The organism is Actinokineospora terrae (assembly GCF_900111175.1).
GTDB lineage: Bacteria > Actinomycetota > Actinomycetes > Mycobacteriales > Pseudonocardiaceae > Actinokineospora > Actinokineospora terrae.
Map to the genome: position 1 here is coordinate 262,542 of NZ_FOGI01000011.1, position 11,643 is coordinate 274,184.

12 protein-coding genes are annotated in these 11,643 nt (G+C 70.7%); 7 read left to right on the forward strand and 5 right to left on the reverse strand.

Annotation, left to right across the window (positions count from 1 at the left end; translation table 11 throughout):
* Nucleotides 1–57 precede the first annotated feature (57 nt).
* Nucleotides 58–1,287, forward strand: coding sequence for a phosphoserine phosphatase SerB (serB, locus tag BMY07_RS25280; RefSeq protein ID WP_092783612.1), 1,230 nt, complete (start codon nt 58–60; stop codon nt 1,285–1,287).
* On the opposite strand, the gene BMY07_RS25285 is transcribed toward serB, so the two are convergent.
* Nucleotides 1,194–2,147 carry a LysR family transcriptional regulator gene (locus BMY07_RS25285; RefSeq protein WP_092783615.1) on the reverse strand — a complete coding sequence of 318 codons (954 nt, stop codon included), beginning with the start codon at nt 2,145–2,147 and terminating at the stop codon, nt 1,194–1,196. The genes serB and BMY07_RS25285 overlap by 94 nt on opposite strands.
* 69 nt (nt 2,148–2,216) lie before the next feature.
* Here BMY07_RS25285 and BMY07_RS25290 point away from each other — a divergent pair, with 69 nt between their 5' ends.
* Complete coding sequence (locus tag BMY07_RS25290) at nt 2,217–3,188, forward strand: EamA family transporter (protein WP_245782646.1); 972 nt, start codon at nt 2,217–2,219, stop codon at nt 3,186–3,188.
* A 274-nt stretch (nt 3,189–3,462) separates the two neighbouring features.
* Nucleotides 3,463–4,224, forward strand: a complete 762-nt coding sequence (locus BMY07_RS25295) for a peptidyl-tRNA hydrolase (RefSeq protein WP_092783618.1) — start codon at nt 3,463–3,465, stop codon at nt 4,222–4,224.
* Between the two features lie 12 nt (nt 4,225–4,236).
* Here BMY07_RS25295 and BMY07_RS25300 read toward each other — a convergent pair whose 3' ends face one another.
* Both BMY07_RS25300 and BMY07_RS25305 read right to left on the reverse strand, forming a co-directional pair.
* On the reverse strand, nt 4,237–4,584 hold the full coding sequence (locus BMY07_RS25300) for a hypothetical protein (RefSeq protein ID WP_245782647.1): 348 nt from the start codon (nt 4,582–4,584) through the stop codon (nt 4,237–4,239).
* 32 nt (nt 4,585–4,616) lie between these two features.
* A complete protein-coding gene (locus BMY07_RS25305; protein ID WP_092783621.1) occupies nt 4,617–6,641 on the reverse strand; it encodes an ATP-dependent DNA helicase in 2,025 nt (674 codons plus the stop codon).
* A 182-nt stretch (nt 6,642–6,823) separates the two neighbouring features.
* On the opposite strand from BMY07_RS25305, the gene BMY07_RS25310 reads away from it, so the two are divergent.
* Nucleotides 6,824–7,519 carry a hypothetical protein gene (locus BMY07_RS25310; RefSeq protein WP_092783624.1) on the forward strand — a complete coding sequence of 232 codons (696 nt, stop codon included), beginning with the start codon at nt 6,824–6,826 and terminating at the stop codon, nt 7,517–7,519.
* A 180-nt stretch (nt 7,520–7,699) separates the two neighbouring features.
* Entirely contained in the window at nt 7,700–7,909 is a 210-nt protein-coding gene (locus BMY07_RS25315; protein WP_092783627.1) for a S1 RNA-binding domain-containing protein, read from the forward strand.
* Nucleotides 7,910–8,505: 596 nt separating this feature from the next.
* Here BMY07_RS25315 and BMY07_RS25320 read toward each other — a convergent pair.
* Together BMY07_RS25320 and xrtP are read right to left on the reverse strand one after the other, a co-directional pair.
* Nucleotides 8,506–9,876 (reverse strand): glycosyltransferase family protein, encoded by a 1,371-nt coding sequence (locus BMY07_RS25320; protein WP_483860466.1) that lies wholly within the window; start codon nt 9,874–9,876, stop codon nt 8,506–8,508.
* A complete protein-coding gene (gene xrtP / locus BMY07_RS25325) occupies nt 9,873–10,451 on the reverse strand; it encodes an exosortase P (RefSeq protein ID WP_092783835.1) in 579 nt (192 codons plus the stop codon). Before xrtP ends, BMY07_RS25320 begins: the two co-directional genes overlap by 4 nt.
* 242 nt (nt 10,452–10,693) lie before the next feature.
* Between xrtP and BMY07_RS25330 the strand changes: the two genes are divergently transcribed.
* Nucleotides 10,694–11,425, forward strand: coding sequence for a choice-of-anchor protein CoaP (locus BMY07_RS25330; protein WP_092783630.1), 732 nt, complete (start codon nt 10,694–10,696; stop codon nt 11,423–11,425).
* A 14-nt stretch (nt 11,426–11,439) separates the two neighbouring features.
* Nucleotides 11,440–11,601, forward strand: coding sequence for an LPXTG cell wall anchor domain-containing protein (locus BMY07_RS33865; RefSeq protein ID WP_143073633.1), 162 nt, complete (start codon nt 11,440–11,442; stop codon nt 11,599–11,601).
* Nucleotides 11,602–11,643 lie beyond the last annotated feature (42 nt).

Below are 11,643 nucleotides of genomic sequence, written 5' to 3' on the forward strand. Positions count from 1 at the left end.
CTCAGCCCGGTCCGCGCGCGGCGGCCCCGGGCCAGTCGTCATGGGAGTCACCGGATCGTGTCCACCTCAGCTGGTCCCCACCCCACCCCCGTCCTGATCACGGTCACCGGACCGGACAAGCCCGGGGTCTCCTCGGTGCTGTTCGCCGCGTTGACCCGGCACGGGGTCGACATCGTCGACGTCGAGCAGGTCGTCATCCGCGGCCAACTGGTGCTCGGCGCGCTGGTCAGCACCGACCACGACCCCGAGGGGTTGCAGGAGTCCGTCGAGCAGGCCATGGCCACCGTGGCCATGCGCGTCGACGTGGAGATCGGCGTCGACCAGCAACCGGGCGCGGCCTCCACGCACGTGCTGGTGGTGCTCGGCCGCCCGGTCAGCGCTCGGGCCCTGGGGGCGGTGGCCAGGCGGCTGGCCGCGCTGGACATCAACATCGAGGCCATCCGCCGGGTCGCCGACTACCCGGTGACCGGCCTGGAGCTGCGCGTCTCGGTGCCGCAGGACACCGACGAGGCGGACGCGGCGCTGCGGTCGGCGCTGGCGGAGCTGTCGGTGAAGGTCGGCCTGGACATCGCCGTCGAGCGCGACCTGCTGGCCCGCCGCGCCAAGCGCCTGATCGTCTTCGACGTCGACTCGACCCTCATCCAGGGCGAGGTCATCGAGATGCTGGCCGCCAAGGCGGGCTGCGAGGCCGAGGTCCGCGACATCACCGAGGCCGCCATGCGCGGCGACATCGACTTCACCGAGAGCCTGCACCGCCGGGTCGCCACCCTCGCGGGCCTGCCCGCCACCGTCCTGACCGAGGTCGCCGACGCCCTCGAACTGACCCCCGGCGCCCGCACCACCATCCGCACCCTCAAACGCCTCGGCTACCGCTGCGGCGTGGTCTCCGGCGGCTTCACCGCCATCATCGACCGCCTCGGCGAAGACCTGGGCCTCGACTTCCAAGCCGCCAACGAACTGGAGATCATCGACGGCGTACTGACCGGCCGCGTCATCGGCGACGTCGTCGACCGGCAGGGGAAGGCTGTTGCCCTGCGGCACTTCGCGGACGCTTTCCACATCCCGCTTGAGCAGTGCGTCGCGGTGGGGGACGGGGCCAACGACATCGACATGCTGTCTACGGCTGGGCTGGGGATCGCGTTCAACGCCAAGCCTGCGCTGCGGGAGGTGGCTGATACGGCGTTGTCGCATCCTTATTTGGATGTGGTGCTGTTTGTGTTGGGGGTTACTCGAGCTGAGGTCGAGGCAGCAGACCTGGCGGACGGGTTGGATCCGGAACGCGTCTGATCCTGGGTTTGCGCGAGGGTTGTGCGGATGAACGTGGCCAGTTCGGTGACGGCGGGGTGGCTGGGTGGGTTGTTCCAGGCCAGGTGCAACTGGAGGGCGGGGGCATCGGTCAGGGGGCGGTAGGTGAGGCCGGGGAAGGTGTGCATCGCGGCGGTGGCGGCGGCGCTTACGCCTATGCCTTGGCCTGCGGCTATGGCGGCTAGCCAGTCGTCGGTGTTGTCTACTTCGAGGATGGTGGTGGGGCGGGCGGTGGGGCCCCATAGGGCGGCGGTAGTGCTACCGGTAACGGGGTTGATGACTACCGGGTACGTGACTAGATCGGCCAGGGTCAGGGTTTCGTAGGCGGCAAGAGGGCTGTCGGCGGCTATGGCGGCTACTCGGGGTTCGTCGTAGAGGTGAGTGCTGCGGACTCCGGGGCTGCGCAACGGATCGCGCACTAGAGCGGCATCGACGCGGCCGGAGGCTAGGCCGGTGGAGCGGTCGTCCATGCGCAGCAGTTCCAGTGGCATGCCCGGGTGTTCGCGCTGCCACCGCCGCAGGATGGTCGCGGTGTGCTGGCCTAGCGCCGACCACGCGTGACCCAGCCGCAGCGGCCAGGTCCCGGCGCGGGACGGGTCCAGTGCGGCGTCGACCGCGGCGACGGCGGTGGCGGCGCGGGCGAGGAACGCCTGGCCCGCGTCGGTGAGGCGCAGGTGGTGGGTGGACCGGTCGACCAGCCGCACGCCCAGGTGCGCCTCCAACGCCTGCAACGTGCGCGACAGGGCAGGTTGGCCGGTGTGCAGCCGCGCGGCCGCCCGGGTGATGGTGCCCTCTTGCGCGATCACCAGGAAGGCCCGCAGGTGCCGCAGCTCCACCGTCATGTCTGTAGAGCATAACCGCTGGTGGACTGACATTTCCCGGCGAGATCCGGCGGCCGTAGCGTCGGTGTCGTGACCACTGCCTCCCTCGCCGTCGCCCGGGTGCCCCGGGTCAGCGGCCACGTCGCCGGTACGGGCCTGGTGCTGGCCGGGCTCTTCGCGCAGGAGTTCGGCGCCGCTCTCGCCGCCGGGCTGTTCCCCCGGGCGGGCGCGTCCGGGGTGGCGATGCTGCGGCTGGTCGTCGCCGCGGTGGTGCTCTGGGTGGTGTGCCGACCGCGGGTCCGGGGCCGCAGCCGCGCGGACTGGACGGTCATCGCCGCGTTCGGGGCGACGCTGGCGTGCATGAACATCACCTTCTACCAGGCCATCGACCGGATCCCGCTCGGTGCGGCCGCCGCGCTGGAGGTGTTGGGGCCACTGGCTTTGTCGGTGATCACCGCGCGGCGGGCCAGCAGTTGGCTGTGGGCCGCGCTCGCGCTGGCCGGGGTGGCCCTGCTCGGCCGCGACGGGTTCGACCGGCTCGACCCCGTGGGTGTCGGCTTCGCGTTGGCAGCGGGCGCGTTGTGGGCGTGCTACATCGTGCTCGCCGCCCGCGCAGGCAGCCGCTTCCCCAAGGCGGACGGCTTAGCCCTAGCCATGGCAGTCGGCGCTGTCCTCAGTCTCCCCATCGGCCTGATCGACGCGGGCACCCGGCTGCTAGACCCCGTCACCCTGGCCCTAGCCGCCGCCGTGGGAATCCTGTCGTCGGCCCTGCCTTACACCCTGGAACTCCTGGCCCTACGCCGAATCACCCCCGCCACCTTCGCCGTCCTAGCCAGTCTCCTCCCCGCTCTAGCCGCTGCCGCAGGCTTCTTAGTCCTAGGCCAACACCTGGCCCCACTCGACCTCGCCGCTATAACCCTGGTCATCACCGCCGCCACCGGCGCCGTCCGCACCGCACCCCGTGCCCCACTCACTCACAACAGCCCCAACGCCGTCCACAATGGCCCAACCATCCACAGATCGCCCGAATCGACACCGCACCCGATCGGCTCACCCCACTAGGCTGGGATTCGGGGGCTGCTCAGCTTGCTACCAGCGGTGCTCACCGTCCACTCGGACGACCACAACACCTTCAACCACGCGCTGGCTCGGCCAAATCCGCTCGTCCCACAGCAAACCGCCAGCCACCCAACGCACCTCGCGTGCCATCCACAATGGCCGCCTTGTCCACAGATCGCCCGAATCGGCACCGCGGCCGATCCGCCAGCCCGGGTAGGCTGGATTCGGGGGCCGCTCAGGCGCCGCCGACCGTGTCCGTCGATCGTGGGGAAGGCCGTTGAGCATCCTCGAGCCCCTTGCCGCTCGGTACGCCACCTGGTTGCGCCTGCCCGCCGAGGCCACCAACGACACCGGTGACGAGGACCCCGCCCTGGTCCGCGCGATGCCGATCGTCCTGCGCGTCGAGCGGGAGCCGCAACCGGCACGGACCGCACTGCTCGAAGCCGCGGCCGCCGCGTCCATCGCGGTGTGCCTTGACGAGCGTGCCGAACCGGACGGCCCGTGGCACGACGAGGTCGATGCGTGGGTGCGGGGGCGGATCCGCAAGGTCTCCCGTCGTGCGCGGGGTGCTCACTGGGAAGCCGTGCAGGACCTCCCCGGCATCACGGTCACCGTGAACGGCGCGCAGGCCCGCGCGCTCGTCCCCGGTCTGGTCGTCGAGTCGCCGAAGGTGTTGTCCCGGTTGCAGATCTCCGGGAGCGAGTTGCCCGCCGACGAGCCGGGGCCCGCCGATCCCGGCGTGCCGGTGCTCTGGCTCAACCCGGGCGTGCCCATGACCGTGGGCAAGGCCGCCGCGCAGGTCGGTCACGCCACCATGTTGCTGGCCGCCCTGCTGCCCGCGTCCGACCTCGAGTCCTGGTCCGCCAAGGGCTTCCCCTGCGCGGTCCGCACCCCCACCCCGGACCGCTGGCGCGCGCTGCACCCCGCCGAGGACCCCGACACCGCCTGGCACACCCACGGCACCACGGCCGTGCGCGACGCGGGGTTCACCGAGGTCGCCCCCGGCACGGTCACCGTCATCGCCCAGTGGCAGCGCTGACCGAGCGCGTCGCTAGTTGCGCTGCCAGATGACGAACAGCCCGTCCTCGATCGTGGTCATCGCCTCGACGAACGCGTCGTTGTCGAAGTCCGGCAGCGACTGCAACCGGGCCATCAGGTCGTCGGCCGACGGGTGACCCGCGGGCACCGCGCACCCGCCGCCGCCGGAGCGGATCAGCAGGAAGAAGACGTCTTCCTTCCACGGGCCCTCCGGGGTGGTGCGGATCGCGACCTCGGCCAGGTCGGTCCAGGAGACGGCCTCCTCGGTGCCGTCGGCCAGCGTTCTGCGCACGCCATCGTCGTCGACGACGATGCCGCCGTCGCCGGGAATGACAGAGCCGTCGCCGGGAATGACAGACACGCGTCCTCCGCTGGGGATCTCGATGAGCACTCTCAGCTCGCCGCGGCCAGTCGGCGCAGCGCGGCCCGCACGACCTCGGGATCGGTCGTCGGCCAGAACGGGGGCAGGGACGCGCGCAGGAACCCGCCGTAGCGGGCGGTGGCCAGGCGCGGGTCCAGCACCGCGACCACCCCCTTGTCGTCCATGGACCGCAGCAGCCTGCCCGCGCCCTGGGCGAGCAGCAGCGCGGCGTGCGTGGCGGCGACGGTGAGGAACCCGTTGCCGCCCCTGGACTCCACCGCGCGCTGGCGGGCCGACGCCAGCGGGTCGTCCGGGCGGGGGAACGGGATGCGATCCATCACCACCAGCGTCAGCGACGGTCCCGGCACGTCCACCCCCTGCCACAGCGACAGGGTGCCGAACAGGCAGGTCTGCGGGTTCTCGGCGAACTTCTTCACCAGCAGCGCGGTGGAGTCGTCGCCCTGGCACAGGATGTCGACGTCGACCTTGTCGCGCAGCTCGGCGGTCGCCTGCTTGGCCGCGCGCATCGACGAGAACAGCCCGAGGGTGCGGCCACCGGCGGCGGTCACCAGCTCGCGCAGCTCCTCCAGGTACGCGGGCGGCAGGCCGTCGCGACCGGGCGGGGGCAGGTGGCGCGCGGTGTAGAGGATGCCGGAGCGCGGGTGGTCGAACGGGGAGCCGACGTCCATGCCGGTCCACCGGATGTCGTCGGACGGTTCCTTGTCGGTGGCGGTGCCCTCGGCCTTCACACCGACCCGCTGCTTGCCCGGTAGCCCCCACTGCTTGGCCAACGCGTCGAACGTGCCGCCCAGCGTCAGCGTCGCCGAGGTGAGGACCGTGGTGTTCTCACCGAACAGCCTCTCCCGCAACAGACCCGCGACACCCAACGGCGCCACGCGCAACGTGACCGGTCGCGGCCCGGCGGCGTTGATGTCACCGCTGACCCACACCACGTCCCGCAGCTTCGCGTCCTCCGACCCGAACGCGTCGAGAATGCGCACCGCGGTGTCGTGCACCTCCTCTAGCGCCGACAACGCGAGCTTGCGCGCCGTGGACGCCTCGGGGTCTTCCTTGCGGTCCGGCCCGATAGAGGTGACGCAACCGTGCGCGGCGTCGCGGATGGCCTGGAGGGTGACCGCGACCGGCTCGGGCAGGTCGTCGAGCCTGCCCGCCGGTGCCTCGGACAACAGCATCGCCAAGCCCTCGCCCGCCTCGACCAGCCGGTCGGCGACCTCGTCGGTGACGAGCTTGCCCGAGCGGCGCGCGGCGATGGCGATCGCGGTGGCCGACAGCTCGCCGGTGGCCACCGAGGTCACCCGGTCCACCAGGTCGTGCGCCTCGTCGATGATCACCACGTCGTGCTCGGGCAGCACCTGCGCGGTGCCGAGCGCGTCGATGGCCAGCAGCGCGTGGTTGGTGACCACCACGTCGGACTTGCCCGCCTCGGCCCTGGCCTTCTCGGCGAAGCAGTCGGTGCCGATCGGGCAGCGCGACACCCCGAGGCACTCGCGCGCCGACACCGACACCTGCCGCCACGCCTGCTCCGACACCCCGGGCACCAGCTCGTCGCGGTCGCCGACCTCCGTGTCGCTGGCCCAGTCGCGCAGCCTGCCGACCTCGCGCCCGAGCCGCGACACCGCGAACGGGTCGAACAGCACCTGGTCGTCCGGCTCCTCCTGCGGGCCGTCGAGCCGGTGCAGGCACAGGTAGTTGCGGCGCCCCTTGAGGATGGCGAAGGTCGGCGTCCGCTTGAGCGACTTGGTCAGCGCCTTGGCCAGCCGGGGCAGGTCGCGGTCCACCAGCTGGCGCTGCAGCGCGATGGTGGCCGTGGAGATCACCACGGACTTGCCGTTGGCCACGGCGTGCCGGATCGCGGGCACCAGGTAGGCCAGCGACTTCCCGGTCCCGGTACCGGCCTGCACGGCCAGGTGGTCCCCGGTGCGGATGCTGCTGTGCACGGCCTCGGCCATCTCGACCTGCCCAGGGCGCTCCGCCCCGCCGACCGCCTCGACCGCGGTGGCGAGCAGCTCGCGCAGCGAGGGCAGGGAGTCGGACATGGCGGAGACGGTACCCGGGAGGCCCGTCAGTCCCGCCCGCAGTCCCACCCGGCCGCCGGTGTCGCCTGTCCGGGTGGCGGTCCGGTTCTGCCGGGTGACTCTCGCTGCCCGCCTGGCAGTGGGGGCGCGCACGCGATCCACTCGGAACGAGAGGATCGTTCACCTAACGGAGGGAGTTCGACATGTCACCGGTCAGGTCACTGCGGATCGGCGTGTTGGCGGTCACCACGGGACTGGTCGCCTTCGCGGCGCCCGCCGGGGCGAGCGTGCCCGCCGACAGCAGCGCCACTGTCGGCGTGGCTGTAGCCCTCGTCGGCACCGAGGCGATCGACATCGGCCCGCTGGCCCCGTGCGCGGCGGGTGGCCCGGGGATCGGCACCACGACCGGTCAGGCCTCCGACGCGGGCCTGGTCAGCTACGGCCTCGGCAGCAGCACCTGCTCGTTCGACCCGGCCACCGGCGCGTCGTCGGCCACCGTCAACGGCAGGCAGTTCGAGCTCAACCGCAACAGCGTGGCGGGCGTCCCGAAGATCAAGATCGGCACGTTCTCGGTGTCCTGCCACACCAACGAGGAGGGCGGCGTGTCCACCTCGCTCTCGCTCGGCGGCGTCGTCGGGCTCGACCTGCCCGAGGAGATCCCGCCCAACCACACCATCCTGGTGCCCGGGTTCTTCGAGGAGGACCCGCCGATCGCCAAGATCGTCCTCAACGACCTCGTCGAGGCCGAGGCGGTCGAGGGCGAGGCGCCGGACAAGTCGCTGACGGTGCACGCCGCCAAGATCTGGCTCTACCCGGACGCCGACCCGCTCGGCCCGCCCACCCCGGGCAGCGGCTCCATCACGGTCGGCTCGGTCACCTGCAACCCGGCCCACGACTGAGCCGGGATACCGCTCGACCGGCCGGGCGAACCTCGCTAGGCTGTCCGACATGACTGCCGGGTCGGCCTCGCGCCGCACACAGAACGGGCACCCGGCCCGCGCTTGATCACCCGGCGGGCCCGCGGCCCGCCCCCCTCGCGTTTCCCCAGTTCCCCTGGAGGCGCGAGGAGGTGAGAAGCAATGAGTTGGACGGACTTCCAGAACACCCACGCCGTAGGCGACGTCATCGAGGGCGTCGTGACCAGCACCGTGCCCTTCGGCTCGTTCGTCGAGTACGCGGGCGTGACCGGGCTGGCCCACGAGCAGCAACTGCCGGTCGGCACCACCGTGTCGGTCCGCATCCTGGCCATCGACCCGCAACAGCAGCGGTTCAGCCTGGCGCAGGCGTGAGGTAGGTGCTGGTCCGGGGAAGGTGAGATTCCCCGGACCAGCACCCCCGATTAGAACACGCCCCCACCCTCCCCGGCTGGTCATAGCCCCTCGGTGCCCGCCCGGCGTCGGCCGCCACGGCCGCTAGTCCCCATGCGCCCCTCTGCAACCTTGGCCTCAACGCGCCCCTCTGAGGCGTTGGCCAGCCACGCGCTCCTCGGAGTCGCTGGTGCCAAGCCGGCTCGATGGGGTGGACTTGTTTTGTGTGGGGGGACGGCACCCGTAGCGTCGCTCACCGTGGCAGGGCCTGCTTGTGGGCCCCTGCTTTGTGGTTCTGCCCGGGTGTCGTAGGGGCCCCGCGCAAAACAAGTCCACCCCATCGAGCAAAGCTCGAAACTCGCGCCCGAACGCAATGCCGAAGGCGAGCCGTCCACCGTCAACGCCGCAGGCGAGCACGAGAGCCGGAACCCCCAGCTCAAGATCAAACCCGCCAAAGCACCCCCCGATATACAGCTTACCGACCAGCACCGACAGAACCCACCCAACGCCGCCCGCCCACAACCCCCTCAACCATCCACACCCACCAAACACCCCTTGACAAGCCCAACAACCGCCCCCTAATGATCCAACGCCACAACCCGTGATGGCAGCTCCTTGTTCCGCCGCGTCTTAGTCCACCCATTCCGCCCCTGAGCCATCCGAAGCGCAGCCCGCCACGACGTGATGTAAAACGTGTAGATATAGAGCGCATAAGCAAGCCCATACCCGATCGATCGAAGGAAGCCCTTTCCGGGCTCACACCGCCGCCGATAAATCGGACCCCAGATAACAAACGGCAACAACCCAAAAGCGCCGTACACAGTGAACAAGAGCCATGCGCCGTCGGTGAACCACGTCCACACACTCGAGAAGTCTGTGGCAGCGCGGTAGCCGAGCAACAGGAACGGGATCGGATAGATCAGCGTCCCCAGCAGCTGCATCCACGGCTGCGCCAGGTAGTACAACATCTCCGCCGCGCCCAGGGTTGACAGGTGTTGGGAGTCGAAGATGCGGCGGATGTAGCGGCCGCATTGCATTGTGCCTTGGCCCCAGCGGGTTCGTTGGGCCAGGAAGCGGCGCAGGCTGTAGAGCGCTTCCTGGTCGACGTGCGTGTCCACGGTGAAGCCGGTTTTCCAGCCTGCGGTGAGCAGGTGGACGCCCAGTTCGAAGTCCTCCAGGAGCGCGCCGCGCCACGGGCCCAGGCCGTGTGCGATGGAGTCCAAAGCGGACAGTCGGGTGAACTGGCCGTTGCCGCCCATCGCGATGGTGCCGGTCTTACCCCGGGACAGCTGGATGGCGGCGATGGCGCTGCGGAACTCCAGGTCCTGCATGCGGACCATGGCCAGGCCGAAGCGCCGCCGCCAGCCGCCGGTGTCCGGGGGTGGGGTGCCCCGGTTGCTCATCCGGACGTCGACCTGGACGGCGCCGACACCGGGGTCGCCGAAGAGGTGGTCGGCGGCGCAGACCGACAGGCAGTTGGCGGCGGGGCGGCCGTCGGCGTCAACCACCACGATCACCGCGCGGTCGGTGTCGGCGTGCTTGCCCATCCAGTTCTTCAGCGCCCGGTACGCCGAGTTCAGCGCCGCGCCCTTGCCGGTCCGCGCGTTCGGCAGCTTGCGGCACACCAGGTGCAGCAATCGATCCCCGCCGTGCCGAGGGCCCTGCAACGCCTGGACGACGCCGACCGTGTTGTCCGTCGAGTCGTCATCGATCACCCAGACATGGGCGTGTGCGAACGTGCCGCGCAGGTATCGCACCGTGTCGCCGATAACGGCCTGCTCGTCCCGGCACGGCACGAAGAAATGCCACTCCAACCGGTGTGGATCGCCAGGTGCCGCCCGCCGGTAACGCAGATACGGCACAACGATGAGACACACGTAGGTCATGAACGCAACGGACATCGTCAAAGCGAGGGCTTGCGTGAAGCCGAGCAACAACGGCAGGTTCACCGCGTCGCCTTCCACACGAACAGCACCAGTGCGGCCGCGCCACCCACGACGCTCACGATGGACCCGAGGAAGGTGTGGCCCCAGTAGTAGCCCTGGTCGGTGCCGAGCCAGTCGATCAACCCGACGAGCGTCAGCACCCGCAGCTGGTTGACCACCACGACCGCGATCCCCGCCAGCAGCAGCGCGACGAGCACCCGGCCCGCGATCCGGCCGCGCAGCGCGACCATCACCGCCGCGACCACCAGCAGCGGCAGCACCAGGAACGCCGACGTGCACTCCGGACTCATCCGCAGCCCGAACGCGTGATCCGTGCCGAGTCCGAAGTAGACCGTCTGGCGCTCGGCGACCAGGTGCACGCCACCCGAGGTGATCAGCCGCAGGATCCCGCTCGCCAGCGCCATCTCCGCGGTCCGGTAGAGCCGGTTGCCGACCACGAGCGCCACCGCGGCCGCCACGAGGGCGATCGCGACGAGCTTCGTCGATGGTCGGGATACCGGCAGCGCGTTGGCCAGGGCCACCGCCGCTCCCTCCTCCAAGAATCGCGCGTCGTTCACCCGACGCGTCAGGAATTCCATCGGCCACACCACCACCAGGGCTACATCCGCGATCCGGGTGACGAAGCCCGGAAAGCCAATGCACCCAGCGTCAGCAGAATCGTGAAACCAGGTCGTGATCCACTCGATCGGGTTGCATCGGCGCAGATCTGTGATCTCTGGCCGGTCGCCGGCGATACGCCTTCCGCAAGCCCCGGTCCCCACCGCACTCCCGTGCGGATCTCGTGGGCGGCGACTCTCTCGAATCCCTTGGAGGAACAACGATGTACCAGCGTTGGCTGCGCCGCGCCTGTGCCACCGGTGTGGTCGCGTCCGCCGTCCTGCTCGCCGGTGCGACGCCCGCCGTCGCCGCCCCCGGTGACGCGTCCGCCCACGTCGCCTCGGCGCGGGTCGCGCTGCTCGGCCAGACCACGGCCGCCGTCGGACCACTCGCCCCGAGCGCCGCAGACGGTCCCACCACGGCCGAGCTGTCGAACGCCGCGGTGCCCGGTGTCGCCACCGCGCGCCTGGTCAGCAGCAGTGCGATCCGCGACGACAACACCGGTGTCGTGCGGGCCAGGGCAAGCCTGACCGATGTCGGTGTCGTGCTGTCCAACATGGGCACGGTCGGTGCGATCACCGTCACCTGCGAGGCCACGCAGACCGGCATCACCGGCCGCACCTCGCTCGCCGACGTCTCCCTCAAGGCGGCGAAGGTCCCGCTCGACCCGCCCGCCAACACCACCGCCGGGGTGCCGAACGTGGCGTCCCTGGTGTTCAACGAGCAGATCCGCAACCGCGACGGCAGCCTGACCGTCAACGGTGTCCACTTGCGACTCAACGCCGTCGTCGGCGAGGGTGACCTCGTGCTCGGCAGCGTCACCTGCGGCGTGGCGGCACCGCCGATGCCGATGGCGTCCGGCTCCGGCCTGTGGGCCGGGATCGGTCTGCTCGCGCTGGTGGCGCTACCCGTTGGGGTTACGGCAATCCGGCGCCGTCGCGTCGACACGGCCTGAGCGGGGAGGCCACCATGTACCGAGCACCCACCGGAGGTGCCATCGGCGGCAGCGCGGGGCTTGCGATGACGGGCGCCGACGTCGGCTGGTGGATCGCGCTGGGCCTCGCCCTGCTCGTCACCGGCTTCCTGCTGCTGCACGCCAACCGCCGACGCGCCAGACGCGTGGCGAACTGATCCGAAGTGGATCCCGGGTGCGCCCACCCCTCCCCACCGGTC